The sequence below is a fragment of the Brucella pseudogrignonensis genome, from assembly GCF_002252525.1.
GTDB classification, from domain to species: domain Bacteria; phylum Pseudomonadota; class Alphaproteobacteria; order Rhizobiales; family Rhizobiaceae; genus Brucella; species Brucella pseudogrignonensis.
In genome coordinates, this window is the sequence record NZ_NNRM01000046.1 from 112,603 (window position 1) to 127,531 (window position 14,929).

Genomic DNA, 14,929 nt, shown 5'->3' on the forward strand with positions numbered 1-14,929 from the left:
ACACGCTGCGTCGATGCTAGCGTAGCTGCGCTATAACCGGATCGACGTGAGCGTTCCTTCGCGGGAATTCTGATCGCCCCAAGGAGCGGGGACGACATTCCCTGGTTTAATTTGCAAGCAGCGCCAACGTCTGCCCATCGCCCACCAACGCGAAATCGGCAGCCTCTCGGTGCCATGCATCAGCCGAACGGGTGGTAGAAGAAGGCCACGAAGATCAATAGAAAGGGTCATCGACATATCCGCAACCTCCGTCGCAGATGTGAATCAAAAAGAGATAAAATCCCGCTGAGGCACTCAAAAAGAGCAACGATATAGTGCCAGAAATTTTACAAATAAAGTGATAAAAATTTATTGAGTTAAACTACTAGTCTCACATTCGAATTTGTTCGAATACATTTCGAGCGAACTCAAACTGTGTGGCTGTCCCACGCCCCATTGAGTCCTTTCTCAAAGTCTCTGTCAGAATGCCGGGTTGAACGATCTGGTCCATCGCTTCAAGAATTCCACCGCGCGTCATCCCGGTAATTTTTACGACAGATGCGAGTGTCAAGGGCTCGTGTGACTGATTCCTTGTGGGCATCGTATTCTGAAGCTGGAATTAAACATACTAGAAAAAGATAGTATAATAATCTATATTTTGCAAACGTTGAGGACTGTTTACGACTTAGTCCGTCTTCCGAGAACGGTGCAAGGCGGGGAGCCGCGATTGGTGTGCGAAGTGATATCCGGCGCTCGCGCGACGTGTGAGGGCAGATTGGAGACTTACGTGACGATGATGTTCATAAGAGCGCAAGTAATCAGCAGAGGTGCAGGGCGCAGCGTTGTTTCAGCTGCAGCTTATCGTCATCGCGCCCGAATGTTTGACGAACGGTCTGGAACCTCATTCAGCTTCCGTGATGGCACCAACGAACTCAAGCATGAAGAGATAGCACTGCCGGAGGAGATCCCCGCATGGTTAAGATCAGCAGTCGTCGGCAAAAGTGTTACTGCAGCAAGCGAGGCGTTATGGAATGCCGTCGATGCATATGAGACGCGTGTGGATGCACAACTCGCACGTGAGCTGATCATCGCGCTCCCGGAGGAATTGACGCGGTCGGAGAACATAGCTCTGGTCCAGGAATTTGTCAGGGATAATCTGACTTCAAAAGGCATGATTGCTGACTGGGTTTATCACGATAAGGACGGCAATCCTCACATCCACCTAATGACCGCATTGCGACCGCTGACTGAGGATGGATTTGGGCGAAAAAACGTTCCGGTACTGGGGGCGGATGGCAGACCGCTACGTGTCATAAAGCCGGATCGACCGGATGGGAAGATAGTTTACAAGCTTTGGGCTGGCGACAAGGAGACGATGAAGGCATGGAAGATCGCATGGGCGGAAACAGCCAACCGGTATCTCTCGCTTGCTGGCCATGACATTCGTCTTGATGGACGCTCCTATGCCGAACAGGGCCTGGAGGGAATTGCGCAGAAACATATTGGACCGCAGAAAGCGGCGCTCAAGCGTAAGGGTGTAGAATTGTATTCCAATCCAGCCGAACTTGCCCGTCGGCAAAATATAGTTGATCGGCTCATGGTCAATCCTGGCTTGTTGCTAAAACAACTCGCCAACGAGCGCTCGACCTTTCATGAAAAGGATATCGCCAGGGTGTTGCACCGTTATGTTGATGATCCATCCGATTATGCCAACATCCGTGCGCGGTTAATGGCGTTGGACAATCTCGTGTTATTGAAGTCGCAGCAAGTGGATTCGCAGACCGGAAAGGTCACCGAACCCGCAATATTCACTACGCGCGAAATCCTGCGTATAGAATATGACATGGCGCGCTCTGCGGAGGCCCTTTCAAAGCGCAAGGGGTTTGGGATTGCTGACGCGAGGATTGATAGGGCTGTTCGGAGCTTTGAAAAGGCTGATCCGAAAAAGCCTTTGGTGCTTTATCGTGAACAGATTGATGCCGTCCGCCATATTCTCGGGGAGAAGGGTATTGCAGCTGTTGTCGGACTTGCCGGTGCTGGCAAGACGACATTGCTTTGCGTCGCACGCAGTGCCTGGGAAGGGGAGCATCGCCGTGTATTTGGCGCGGCACTTTCCGGCAAGGCTGCTGAGGGGCTGGAGGATAGTTCCGGCATAAAATCACGAACCCTTGCCTCGTGGGAACATGCCTGGGAGAATGGTCGCGACCTTCTTAAGCAAGGCGACGTAATGATCGTTGATGAAGCGGGTATGGTATCCTCGCAACAAATGTCGCGTGTGTTGAAGGCGACTGAGAGTGCGGGGGCGAAGGTGGTGCTGGTCGGCGATGCGATGCAGCTTCAGCCTATCCAGGCGGGGGCTGCTTTCCGGGCAATAACTGAACAAATTGGATTTGCTGAGCTTTCGGATGTTCGCCGTCAGCGGCAAGTATGGGCACGCGACGCATCAAAACTGCTAGCCCAAGGCAAGATCAGGGAGGGGTTGGAAGCTTATGCAGAGAACGGCCATATATTCGAAGCCAAGAGACGTAGTGAAGCCATAGAGCGTATCGTTGCCGATTGGAGTGAGGCGCGACAACAGGCAATTACGAAGGCTGCTGCTGAGCGAAATGGGGGATCACTCCACGGCCACGAAATGCTCGTACTTGCCCATACCAATGAAGATGTAAAGCGGCTTAATTCATCCCTGCGTAATGTGGTGAAGAGGGAAGGCGCGTTAAAGGATGTTCGAAAATTCCGCACCGAGCGGGGTATCCGCGAGTTTGGCTGTGGGGATCGGATCATTTTTCTTGAAAATTCCCGGTTTTTTGAAAAGCATGCTCCACACTCTGATCCACAATATGTCAAAAATGGCATGCTTGGAACAGTTGTTTCTACCGGCAACAAACAAGGTTCTCCGCTCCTTACGATCCGTCTGGACGATGGGAGCTCGGTGGTCCTCAGTGAAAACAGTTATCGCAATATTGACCATGGTTATGCAGTGACTATCCATAAATCTCAAGGGTCGACAGTTGATCGTGCCTTTGTGCTCGCAACCGGCATGATGGATCAGCATCTGACCTATGTGTCGATGACCCGCCATCGCGATCGTGCTGATATTTATGCGGCACGAGAAGATTTCGAAATGAATGCGGAATGGTGGAGGAAATCCCGTGTGGACTATGGATTGGGGATAGCAGGAGAACTGGTTGAAACCGGCTTGGCAAAGTTTGGGCATCAAAATGAGCGAAGTGAGCAAAGCCCCTATGCCGATGTGAAGACGAATGACGGGACAGTACATCGGCTCTGGGGCGTCAGCCTGCCCCAGGCACTGTCCGCCGGAGGCGTATCGGAAGGCGATAAGGTCCTTTTGAAGAAAGATGGCGTTGAAATCGTCAAGGTCAAAATCCCTGTCATAGATAAGGAAACCGGCCAAAAGAGTTTCGAGGAACGCCAGGTCGAGCGAAACGTTTGGACCGCAAAACAGCTAGAAACTGCAGCATTAAGATTGGCACGAATCGAGCGCGAAAGCCACCGCCCGGAACTGTTCGGGCAATTGGTTGAACGGCTCAGTCGCTCTGGTGCGAAAACCACAACGCTCGATTTCGAAAATGACGCTGGTTATCGCGCGCATGCACATGATTTTGCCCGCCGGCGTGGTATCGACACGCTTGCCAGAGGTGTAGCGAGCATAGAAGAGCGCGTCGGACAAAAACTGGCGTGGCTTGATAACAAGCGCGGACAAGTGACAAAGCTCTGGGACCGGGCAAATATTGCACTCGGCATGGCGATAGAGGTCGCCAAGAGCATCTCCTATGATGAGAAGCGTTGGCAAACCGAAATTCGTGGTGCGCAATCGAATGTTGCTGCAAGAAAAGACCGCTTGGAGATGGCTGCAGCCTCCGACAGACTTGAACCAAGGCATGAAAGATGCGCGATGCCGCCAATGCTTTCGGGGATCCAACAGTTTAATATACCGCTTGAAGAAGAGGCTCGAAGTAGGGCAGTCGCCATGGCCCAGTATATACAAAATCGCGCAGCGTTGATTAGAACAGCAGCACAAATTTGGCTTGATCCAGCGGGTGCTGCAAGTCAGATCGAAGATTTAATCCTTAAGGGCATATCTGGCGAGCGGATCGCTGCGGCTGTCTCAAATGAACCCGAAGCTTACGGCGAACTGCGCGGTTCTGGACGCATAATGCATAAATTATTGGCTGGCGGAAGAGAGCGAAAGAAAGCTATCAGGGCCGTTAACGAGGCGGAAAGCCGCATTACATCGCTCGCAGCTTTCTACAAAACTGCTCTCGAAAGCAAGCTCGAGGTTATTTCCGAAGAGCGGCGACGAATGGGAATTGCCATTCCGGGAATATCGGCGGCGGCTGAAGACACATTGCGTCAACTTTCGGCTGAGATTGAAAGTAAGAACACCAAGATCGACATTGTCGCAAGCTCATTCGATGCTGGAATCTGGCAGGAATTTACCCGTGTCAGTCGTGCGCTCGATCTCAGGTTCGGGCGAGATGCAATGTTACGCGGTGAGAAGTCGATCGTCGACGCCATACCTAAACCACAGCGCCCAGCATTTGAAGAGATGCAAAAGCGCCTCAAATTATTGCAGCAGATCGTTCGAATGGGAAACGTTGGGCAAATAGTTGCGGAGCGCCAGCGTCGAAACCTGGAACGCGGGCAGAGCATTCAGCGCTAAATTTTAATTAAAATAGCATTAGGCATTACGAAGGCATTGTTCTCGCTGCAATTGGACTATGAAGCCCATTATTCCGATGAATGTGCTTCGGGTGTGTGATTAGAAGTCAATACAATCAATTTAGTGAACCAGCGATCAAGAAAATCCTGGTTTTTCTTCAGAATAGCCCAGAGAATTTATTTTTTTGTGGGCCAGCGTTTACATATATCTTTGAAAAGCAAAGTTCGCGCTTATCTAGCGTGTTCAAATCAAGTCAACCCTTAGTCCCTGTTTCGCATAGATCTATTCCCGCTAGCAAGAGAAACCAAATACCATGGCACGTTACGAGATCAGAGGCTTCGACGCGCAGGCGAAGACCGTTCGCGGTTGGACTAAGTATCGCGCGTCCGTCGTCAAATTTTATAATCGTATCGCGGTCTGAAAATTCGACTAATATTATGTAAGCCCGGTATTTTTCGCAGAAAAGCTTACTAATCTCCTCGGGTTTCGTTGTTGTGACGAGCGCTTCGGTGTTGTGTTTATATTTTGGATCATTCATGAAAAGACTCCAACGCCCTTTTTCCAATAAACGGAAGTTTTGACGGGTTGGAACAGTCAATTGCATATTACGGTGACCGTAAAACGTGAATGATCTTCTTATAATACGACGGTCCACGCAACTAATGCATGCTCCAACTACCTATGTGCTTGCTAAGCTATCTCATGGAATAGACATGATGGTATATCCCCTTAATTTCGGGTATCGTTTCCAAACCCAAGTAAGCTATAGAATTACTCTTCACATTATGTTTGGCAGTACCACTAAGATAGAATTTCTGACCCACCTTGAGGGGCGTCGACGCTCCAGTGCAGTGTATATGCCTGCGACTCATAACGAGCGCTGGAAGATTGACGCCACCGATAATCTGGTCGCCCATCGTAATCGCATTGCGCCTAACCAGTTGTTGAAGTGGGCGAACTTGCTTCACAGGTTGCATTGGTCGCAACGGCAGCGGTATAGGAGGTTGTCCCTCCCCCGAATAGCTGGTGTTGCAGGGCTCAGCTGATGGAATCACGGCGTCCCGGCGGCAGTAATAAAATTGAAGGCAGATTGTGAATGGAGTGCATGAATTCGCTAAACCCAAGGAGCCACTGCTGCACTTAATCTCGCTGCCGAAGTATGCTTGCGATAAAATCGTTATTCGAGACGCTACGACGTAGACTCATAAACTAATGCACCAGATGCGGATAGCGATGAGTTTGACAGCTGCCAGGAAATTGGCGGGGTTCTTGTCGTAACGCGTTGCGATACCGCGATAGTGTTTGATGCGGTTGAAGAACCGCTCGACCAGATTTCTCTGACGATAAACCCACGGTGAGAACGACAAGACGCCCGTGCGGTTGGATTTGGGTGGAATATTGGCCCATATTTTTTGGTCTGCTGCCGTCTTGCGGATGGCATCGGTATCATAGGCCTTGTCTGCAAGCAGCGTGCCGCCTTCTTTAACACACGCCATGAGGCCCTCAGCCTGAGAGCAGTCAGCAACCTGGCCACCCGTCAGGCAAAAATTGATCGGACGGCCTTGCGCATCAACAATTGCGTGGATTTTGCTTGTGAGGCCGCCACGGGAACGTCCCATGCAACCATCGTCGGCATCCCTTTTTTTCCTGTGGCTCCGTGCTGGTGAACACGGACACAGGTGCTGTCGATCATCACGATGTCACCGTCATAGGCCTCCGAGACGGCCTCCAGTAACCGATCCCAGACACCGGCACGTCGCCAGCGAACGAACCGGTTGTAACAGGTCGTTGCAACACCATAGCGTTCAGGGATTTCCGACCACGATGAGCCAGTGCGGAACCGCCATAGTATGCCATTGAGAACCATGCGATCGTCAACCCGAGGCACACCACGAGGTTTGCTGGGCAACAGCAGCTCAATAATCGACCATTCCCGGTCTGTCAGCTCATAGCGGCGACGTGACATCAAACACCTCCAATTTTGAGGCCATTTGAATCACTAATCCTTTCAAATAACTAGTCTCTTTATGAGTGTACGACCTAGTGTCGCCCGATCATATATCGTGGCGCGAACAACACGCGCCCTTTCCAAAGCCCGCGGGAGACCTCCGCTTCCCGGCGCCGATCTTAATGCTCAGATCAAAGCGATTATTTAAGAAATGTCCACCTATGGCCAGCGGCAGCGTTCACGCAATTCCGCGGCGCAAAGACCCGCGAACAAGGCTGTTAGTCGCCAAATTGCAAGTGGATTTATGCACTGATAGAGCAATATGATTTGCTTCTGGGGGCTATGCTGGAACCACCGGGAACGCAGCATGACGGCCGAGTCACGGATGTACCCTCCATTGCCAGATAGTGCACTCATATGAAGAAATTACGTGCGACAACTAAGAAAAAGTCAGCATTGCTTCTTCGCTAGACTGTGGTAATTGGGATGATCCGCACGACAAGCAAAGTTTTGCCCCCACATGTTTGATCATCAAATCTTCTGGCCACTGTATTACTCGCCGGAAGCAGGAGTTCTGCAAAAGGTCAGTGGTATCGCAGCGCTTCATACGTGGGAGTTCTTTGCTTGGTCACATCACGTTTTTCAATCACGGTGCCATCATCAGCCGGTTGCTCTCTTGCGGTGGTAGACGGGCTAACGGGTGCAAATCAAGAATTGTTTGATCAACTCTCTTGGGCGTTTCTCGCTTCCAAATCATTGCTAACTTCTCGGAAGACCGCCTTTGAAAGAGAGTGAGTACAAAAATAAAGTGGTTTCCGAATAATGTCCTTGCGGCTGTGGCTCGTTCATTTTGAAGGAACAGATAACAAGACAGGTGGGCAACCGTGTTTCCTTCTCAAACAGATTCCGTAAAACGTATTCCGATCCTGCCATGTTTGTCGACTTTCAGGAATTCAACGCCAGCTGCTTCCAGCACTCTTTGCACGTGTAGAACAGTGCTTTCCTTAAGATTCTCTCCTCGCTCCAAGCGAACAATTGTGTTGGTTGACATATTAGTCAATTTTGCCAAGTCCAGAACGCTAAGCTTCAATGCCGCTCTCGCCACGCGACACTGAGCGGCACTCATCAACATAATCGCCATAATATGTTCATTTCTATTGATCTGGAAACGATCTGTGAGTATGCTGTCAACGTTCCGACGGTCGCCCCGAGTGTTGGAACCACGCGGAGCGACCTAACCACAACCCGGCTTATGGGAGCTCAGGTCATGGCTGATTCTGACAATAGCACGACTTTGCCTTTCGTCACCCGCAGGAAATTAATTTCGCGCGGAGCATTTCCTTCTGAGGCTTCAGCGAAACACACAATCGAAAAGGAAATATTCCCTGATCCGGTACTGGCGCTCTGGCATCAGTGGCAGGAAGCTCACCTTTCAATGAAAGGTCATGCAGATACTGCGCACTCTCTGGAACAGCAACTGGCTGAAACTGTAGATTACCCTTCCGCCATAATTGCACTGGCCAACGGCGAGACCGTGACCGCATATTCGATTGCCGCAATCCGTGACATACTGAAAGACGCGCCAGATGAAAACACAGCTTGTGCCAAAGCAGAAGCAGAGTTTACCGCCCATAAGCTGCGGTGGGAACAGGCTGAACGGGAAATTGGCTATTCCGCTGCAGTGCGCGCCGAACACGAGGCAGCAGACGAGGCCACTCGCATCCTCAATGTCATGGCTATAACGTACTCTAAGTCATTAGCCGGCGTTGAAGCGAAACTTGACGCTATCGTCAGGGAAGGCAGTCTTTGGCACGATTCGTCAGAATTTCCGTGGCTCCAAATGCGCTCGCTGCTCAGTGATGTAATGCATTTGAGGGCGTATTACTATGGTGGTTCAGAGTCATGAAAAGCATCCGACGCAGACTCGAGCTGACACCCTCTTCTAGTGAGACGCTCATTGAACGGGTTGACCATTTGGCGCTTAGCGCACGCTTGGAACTCATCAGAGTTGTGAAAATACTATTCGAAGAATTTGATGCTGCGCAAACGGGAAAAGTTTCTGAGAAAAAGACAGGAGGACTCATCCTTAAACTTATTCTTTTCGACTTTCCTGAGGATAAACGTCATACTCGCGACGGACGCAGCGAAAGCCTGAATAGCGGCAATGCAGGCAAGTTTCACGCAGATTTCAAATTACTGATCATCGTGAATTCGGAATTCTTCGTGAGTCCGCGTATTTGGAAACGAGCTGAAGAACGTATTTCTCGCGAAATAAAAGTTACTGGCAACTTGTCCACTCAAATTAATTTCTTAGTCCACTCCATTATATACATCAATGATCACCTCGCTAACGGTAATCCATTTTTCGTTCAATTGGTTCAGAGTGGGTACATGATTTATGAGGCGCCCGGATCACTCCTGGTAGAACCACCGCCTGCAGACCCCGAATTCGCCAGGAAAGAAATGCGACGCGATTTCTGCCACTGGTTTTCAAGTGCCAGTCGTCGCATCGAACTGGCCGGAGAAGCGTTCGAGCGGGGATTTTATAGAGAGGCGGCTTTCGACTTGCACCAATCTGTTGAAAGGCTTTATCATTGTGTGTTGGGTGTCAAGACAATGTACAATCCGAAATCTCACCGGCTGGCCTTCCTGAGGTCACACGCAGAACGGATCGCACCTCGGTTGACTAACGTCTGGTGCGACGGCACCGGTTTTGCAAAACGCTGCTTTGATCGACTTGATCGGGCATACATAGGTGCCCGCTACTCACGAACCTATGAGATCACTCGCGAGGAGCTGCTATTGATCACTGCTGGGGTAAAAGCTTTGCAAGAAGCTGTGGAGGCAACTTGCCTCGAACATCTTAGCAAACTTTAGTTAGTCAGGTGCTCAGATTCCTCGGCCTCTGATACGAATGAACACAATCGCCTTCTGATTGGAGCCTACCTCGACCGTTATGCTTATTGTAGTTTCAAACGATTAGGTAAAAGACCGAGCTAGCAGCCGGAATCGTAAAAAACCTGACTATATCAGTCTTTTGCGATGCGCACGGTGAGGAGGCGGATGTTTGCCATGTAGACATAGGTTAAGCAGATGAGAGGGTCTCTAAATCTTAGCAAGTCTTCGGCAACGTCCCAGACCTACAGATATCCGCTCGACTATCAATCGAAGTGGTAAAAGTTTAGAACCCTCAGCGGGCTCGGGTTTTTGGACCATTTCCAGCGTAAACTTTGCGAGTTTTTCCCAGCTTGTCTATGAGCTTGGGTACTCCGTATCCACTATCTGCAAAGATACGCCGTAACCAAAGTCGACTTTCGTGCATGTCTTTCAAGACATCAGGTGCATTATCACTCTCCTCAATACCCGCAGAATGGGCCAAAAGATTGACCATCAAGCCGAGTGTATAAACCACAATATGACGCTTGCTCGCTTTGATCTTTTCCCGCATCAAAGCCCCATGTTTCGCCACTTTCCGTGGCTTTTACTGATTAAGTATCGTTAAAGTCAGTGGTGGTACTCGCTGCTTGGCGGTCAGCTGGCGTCTTGTCATCACGAGCGCGTTGTTGATCGTACGATGCATCCTTCATCTCGCCATCGATAGAAGTATTTTTGCAACTTGGAAAATGCTAAGACGTTCCTTGGCAAAACCCGTCATACGCGACCTGATGAGGAAATATGGAGCAGCGCATTTACCACCTCACGCAAATCTGACTTGCGAGGGAGATTGCGGCTTGGAGCAGCTATCGTCGGTTTGATGGAAGCACATTCCGTATGTGTTAAAACGATTGCATAACGGGCATTGTGACGTCGATCTTGCTTCCGAGCTTGTACAGTGCAAGCCATCACGATTTCTCTCGAATACGAGCAATCCGATTGAATCATAACTACTGAAATCGTGTAAGTATCACCGAGCAGGCGTTAAAAACCTATCCTTGACCACCATATGGTAAAGCTTATTCTTGATCAATTAGAAGCGTTAGGTGTTGCAAAATTGCTTCTGCTCTACCTTCAAAATTTCAACGCCTGTTAGCAACGCCGCGAAATCGTTGAAACAATTTGTAAATAATATATTGAGCGATTCACTCAACTTTTAGCCAGCAAGTCCCAATAGGCAAGCCAGCGAACATGCAACGCCTATTTCGGGGATACTATGCTGGGGACTCTATCTTTCCAAAACACGATCAACCATCGTTGGTTGAAAGCTCTTTCCGCCTCTGTTGCGCTGTTGGCTGCGATGCCGGCTCACGCACAGACTGCGCCTGAAAAGAATGCCGTAAAGCAGAGCCAGAACACCGAGGGCGAAAGCGCTGAAGTGATAGGGCTGCAGACAATCACACTTTCAGCGGAGCGCGCGGCCAAAAACCTGCTTGATGTTCCAATGTCCATCAGCGTGATTGATCGTGACACGCTCGACCGCCATCAGGTGCGTGATATTCAGGATATGGTGCGCTATGAGCCGGGCGTAAGTGTTGATCGTCAGACATCGCTCACCAATCCTTTTGGACAGCTCAACAGTTTCAATATTCGCGGTGTGGGCGGCAACCGTGTGCAAATTCTGGTCGATGTGCGCGTGTTCAGGAGCGTACCACCGATGGCAGCCGTGATTTTGTCGATCCGTTTAATATGAAATCGGTTGAGATCACACGCGGACCGAACTCGGTTCTATGGGGTGCAGATGCGTTGGGCGGCGTCGTGTTTTTCAGGACGCTTGATGCCGACGATCTTCTGGATGGTACCAAGCCATGGGCTGTCGAAACCAAATTCAGCTATGACAGCTTCGACAAATCGTTCCGCAAACAGATCACCGGTGCGGCCGAAGCCGGAGACTTTACGGTTCTCGGCAGTTTCGGACATATGAGCTCGTCCGAGCCCGATATGCGTAAGGCACGGGCCGATGGCGGGAGCTGGGGTTGTCCGCGTGAGTCTATCTGGCCTTGCAACAAAGCATTTCCGATGGATACCGACGCTTATAACGGCTTGATGAAACTTCAGTGGAATCCGTCTGCCGATCATGAATTCAAGCTGACGGGCGAGTGGTTTGAGCGGAATACCGATGTCGATCAGAAGTATGATTCCGGTGCTGCCAATCCGCTTTATGCAAGCATGCCCGCTTATTACAGTTTCTATTATCAAAACGAGAGCTGGGATCGTTCGCTGAAAATGCAGCGCGCTCGCTTTGCTTTGGATCATCGCTGGACCGTCGGCGCGTCCTGGCTGGATGAGGTGAAGTGGAACATTTCCTATTCACCGCAGAAGCGCGATACGACCAGCACTCAGATCCGCAATTACTCGCTTCTGGCAACGCCGCGACGTGAAAAGCGTATTCAGATCCGCAATTATAGCGAGGATTTTCTACAGGCTGACGTTCAGCTGACATCGTCATTTGATCTTGGTCAGACCAGCCATAAAGTCATCTATGGTTTTGCGGGCGATATCACCAAAAGCAATTATGATGGTGATAATATCACCACCAATCTCAACACGGGTGTAACGACGGTTACGCCGCGGCAGGGTTTCAATTTCCCGAAAGTCGATACGATTCGTGCGGACTTTTATGTTCAGGACGAAATCAAGCTGCTGGATGAACGTTTGACGCTGACACCTGGCTTGCGTCTGGCAACCTATTCCCTCGATCCGACCAAGGATGATGGCTATGTTTCGCTTGATGGGTTTGAGCCGGAAAAGATGGATGAAACCCGTCTGATCAAGCGTCTCGGTGCGATTTATAAGCTCGACGATACCTATTCGGTATTCGCCTCCTATGGGGAGGGCTTCAAAATGCCAACGGCTCAGCAGCTCTTTGTTTCGTCCACCTCTATCGGCGCAACGAGCATGGTTGAGGTCATTCCAAACCCGAACCTGAAGCCGGAATTTGTGCGTAGCTATGAAGCTGGTCTGCGTGGCGAATTTAATCGAGGCTATTTCAGCGCGTCCACATTCTATTCGGACTACAAGGACTTTATCCGTGGCTTGCAGCGCGTTCCGGGGGAAGCAGATAAATACACCTCCGGCAACGTGGAAAGCGTGAAGGTCTGGGGTATCGAGTTCGGGGGCGAATACGAGGTCTACAACAACGTTTTCGCCAATGCGGCGCTTTCTTATATGCGTGGCGATCAGCGCGTGGACGCCGGATCTGAGAAGACGCCGTTTGATGGTGCGTCGCCACTCACAACCGTTCTCGGCCTGCGTTATATCATTCCGGACTGGAACCTTGAAACCGAGTTTGTTGGAACTTTTGCATCCGGTGTGAAGCGCCGTGCCGATGAAGATGCCTTCAAACCGTCGAGCTACACGGTGTTTGATGCCTACGCGAAATGGTCTCCAACCAAGCAAATTGATGTGAATTTCGGTGTCGAGAACATCTTCGACAAGCGCTATTTCCCAAATACGCTGACAGGTTATGCCAATTCGCCAGAGACGTCCTCGGTCGCCAATGTCAATCCGCTTGAGATGCAGGTTGCGCCAGGCCGTACCTTCAAGGTTGGCGCCACGATGCGTTTCTGATCGCCATTGATGATCAACATGCCGGGGCAGGTTTAAAGCTGCTCCGGCTTTCTCATGTCAGTATCGGTTGATTATGTTCACTGTGCTTAAACAATTTTGGCAGCTGCTCAAATATTGCAATTCCGGCGAGGGGAAAGTCCTCGGCTGGCTGCTTCTGGCTTTGATATTCGCACTTGATTTCATAGGCATTTATCTTGGCGTCAAGTTAATCGGTTGGACCGCTGCGTTCTACAACGCGGTTGAACAAAAAAATGCAGCTGAGACACTGGCGCAACTTGGCGTTTTTGGACTGATCGTAACAGGAAACACCCTGATTTACCTGTTTGGCTATTATGCGAACGGGTGGTTAGAAATACGATGGCGCGAGCGCCTGACCAATGTCGCACTATCAACTTGGTTCAGTAATAAGGCTTATTGGCACTTGGGTTTGAAAGGTGGGCAAGACAGTAAAACCCCCGACAATCCAGATCAGCGCATTTCCGAAGATTGCGCCTTGTTTGTAAAATACACGCTTGCGGAAGGTGTGGGTCTTATAACACGCTTGGTAGGCTTGTTCTCTTACGTTGCTGTCCTCGCGGGATTGGCGACCTTTTCCCTTAGTTTTTCAATCGCTGGCTTTCATGTAGAAGTGCCACGATACATGCTTTGGGCACCATTCGCCTATGTTGGTCTTTCATCAATCTTGACCCATATGTTTGGCCGCCGCCTCAAAGCAACTTTTGTCGAGCAGCAGAAGAAGGAAGCAGATTTTCGTTTCGGAATGGCGCATATACGCCAGAACGCGGGTGAAATTGCTGTTTTGAACGGTGAGGAAGCAGAGCGAAAATTCTTGGACAGGCGATTTGTCGGTGTTCGGTCCAACTGGTTTCGTCTTATTGGCAGACAGACACTGCTCGGTGTTTTCACACGCCCTTATAATTCTACTATCTTGCGAATTCCGATGTTTCTGGCGCTACCGGGTTATTTTACCGGAGCAGTAAACTTTGGCGGTTTGATGCAATTGGGTACAGCTTCGCAGCAAGTTGCAACCACATTGTCATGGTTCATCTTCCGGTATCACGTTCTTGCTGAGCTCGTATCCGCAATAACGCGCCTGTCCAACTTCCTGAATGCCGCCAACAACGCGGGTAATCGAAGGGAACTTGCTGTTGCAGGGCCCGCGCATTCATCGCTCCAGTTGCGTGATGTCGCGCTGAAGACACCAGAGGGGCAGGATTTGTTGAAAATTTCGGATCTCGATATCGAACCGGGTAAAACTGTCTGGTTGCGAGGTCGTTCGGGATTGGGAAAGACGACATTGCTTCGGCTTATTGCCGGCGCGTGGAATTTTGCGAGCGGCACGCTCCACCGCCCTGACGCGACAATGCTGGTGCTTTCACAAAAGCCCTATATGCCGAATGCACCTCTCCACGATGCGGTAGCCTATCCGCTTTTTGCGGAAAAGTTTGACCAAGCCGAAATTGCGACGGCCCTGGAAAAGGTCGGCTTGTCGAAACTCTCACTTCCCGCAGCATCGACGCAGCAGATTGCGCCGGGAACGCTATCTGGTGGCGAGATGCAAAGGCTTGCCCTTGCTCGCGCCTTGTTAATGAAGCCAGAATGGCTCTTTCTCGATGAGGCGACGAGTGCGCTGGATAAGTCTTCTGAAACCGAGTTGCTCGATCTCCTGCGACGTGAGCTTCCCAATTCGACCATCGTTATTCTGGCTCACCGGGAGCCGGGCAATCTATCAATCGACAGCGTGATCGATCTTGAAGCGTTTGGCGCGGCCCAAACGCGCAAGCAAGCACCTGTCCCACAAACTGCATGAGGAAATT

General features: G+C 50.5%; 9 protein-coding genes. 6 read left to right on the forward strand and 3 right to left on the reverse strand.

What is annotated here, in order from left to right; all coding sequences use genetic code 11:
* Positions 1-766 precede the first annotated feature (766 nt).
* On the forward strand, positions 767-4,660 hold the full coding sequence (traA, locus tag CEV34_RS22125) for a Ti-type conjugative transfer relaxase TraA (protein ID WP_179253620.1): 3,894 nt from the start codon (positions 767-769) through the stop codon (positions 4,658-4,660).
* A gap of 1,202 nt (positions 4,661-5,862) precedes the next feature.
* Here traA and CEV34_RS22140 read toward each other — a convergent pair.
* A protein-coding gene (locus tag CEV34_RS22140; protein ID WP_094544533.1) for an IS5 family transposase occupies positions 5,863-6,626 on the reverse strand; the annotation gives its coding sequence in 2 pieces (ribosomal slippage) (positions 5,863-6,299 and positions 6,299-6,626; 765 coding nt in all).
* An 877-nt stretch (positions 6,627-7,503) separates the two neighbouring features.
* Positions 7,504-7,749, reverse strand: a complete 246-nt coding sequence (locus CEV34_RS22145) for a helix-turn-helix transcriptional regulator (protein WP_321209019.1) — start codon at positions 7,747-7,749, stop codon at positions 7,504-7,506.
* A 126-nt stretch (positions 7,750-7,875) separates the two neighbouring features.
* Between CEV34_RS22145 and CEV34_RS22150 the strand changes: the two genes are divergently transcribed.
* Complete coding sequence (locus CEV34_RS22150) at positions 7,876-8,514, forward strand: hypothetical protein (RefSeq protein WP_094544609.1); 639 nt, start codon at positions 7,876-7,878, stop codon at positions 8,512-8,514.
* Complete coding sequence (locus CEV34_RS22155) at positions 8,511-9,485, forward strand: HEPN domain-containing protein (RefSeq protein WP_094544534.1); 975 nt, start codon at positions 8,511-8,513, stop codon at positions 9,483-9,485. Before CEV34_RS22150 ends, CEV34_RS22155 begins: the two co-directional genes overlap by 4 nt.
* A gap of 313 nt (positions 9,486-9,798) precedes the next feature.
* Here the strand turns inward: CEV34_RS22155 and CEV34_RS22160 are convergent, their stop codons facing one another.
* Positions 9,799-10,056, reverse strand: a complete 258-nt coding sequence (locus tag CEV34_RS22160; RefSeq protein WP_094544535.1) for a transposase — start codon at positions 10,054-10,056, stop codon at positions 9,799-9,801.
* Between the two features lie 702 nt (positions 10,057-10,758).
* On the opposite strand from CEV34_RS22160, the gene CEV34_RS27605 reads away from it, so the two are divergent.
* The 3 genes from CEV34_RS27605 (at position 10,759) to CEV34_RS22175 (ending at position 14,922) form a co-directional block, all read left to right on the forward strand.
* Positions 10,759-11,235, forward strand: coding sequence for a TonB-dependent receptor plug domain-containing protein (locus CEV34_RS27605; RefSeq protein ID WP_094544536.1), 477 nt, complete (start codon positions 10,759-10,761; stop codon positions 11,233-11,235).
* Positions 11,232-13,112, forward strand: coding sequence for a TonB-dependent receptor domain-containing protein (locus tag CEV34_RS22170; RefSeq protein WP_094544610.1), 1,881 nt, complete (start codon positions 11,232-11,234; stop codon positions 13,110-13,112). Before CEV34_RS27605 ends, CEV34_RS22170 begins: the two co-directional genes overlap by 4 nt.
* An 82-nt stretch (positions 13,113-13,194) precedes the next feature.
* Positions 13,195-14,922: an ABC transporter ATP-binding protein/permease gene (locus CEV34_RS22175; RefSeq protein ID WP_179253622.1), complete on the forward strand. Its 1,728-nt coding sequence runs from the start codon at positions 13,195-13,197 to the stop codon at positions 14,920-14,922.
* Positions 14,923-14,929 lie beyond the last annotated feature (7 nt).

Bases quoted from the DNA above. Each gene is read 5' to 3' on its own strand.
- CEV34_RS22170 (WP_094544610.1), top strand. From the start codon at position 11,232: ATGAAATCGGTTGAGATCACACGCGGACCGAACTCGGTTCTATGGGGT.
- CEV34_RS22145 (WP_321209019.1), bottom strand. From the start codon at position 7,749: ATGGCGATTATGTTGATGAGTGCCGCTCAGTGTCGCGTGGCGAGAGCG.
- CEV34_RS22155 (WP_094544534.1), top strand. From the start codon at position 8,511: ATGAAAAGCATCCGACGCAGACTCGAGCTGACACCCTCTTCTAGTGAG.
- CEV34_RS22150 (WP_094544609.1), top strand. From the start codon at position 7,876: ATGGCTGATTCTGACAATAGCACGACTTTGCCTTTCGTCACCCGCAGG.
- CEV34_RS27605 (WP_094544536.1), top strand. From the start codon at position 10,759: ATGCTGGGGACTCTATCTTTCCAAAACACGATCAACCATCGTTGGTTG.
- CEV34_RS22160 (WP_094544535.1), bottom strand. From the start codon at position 10,056: ATGCGGGAAAAGATCAAAGCGAGCAAGCGTCATATTGTGGTTTATACA.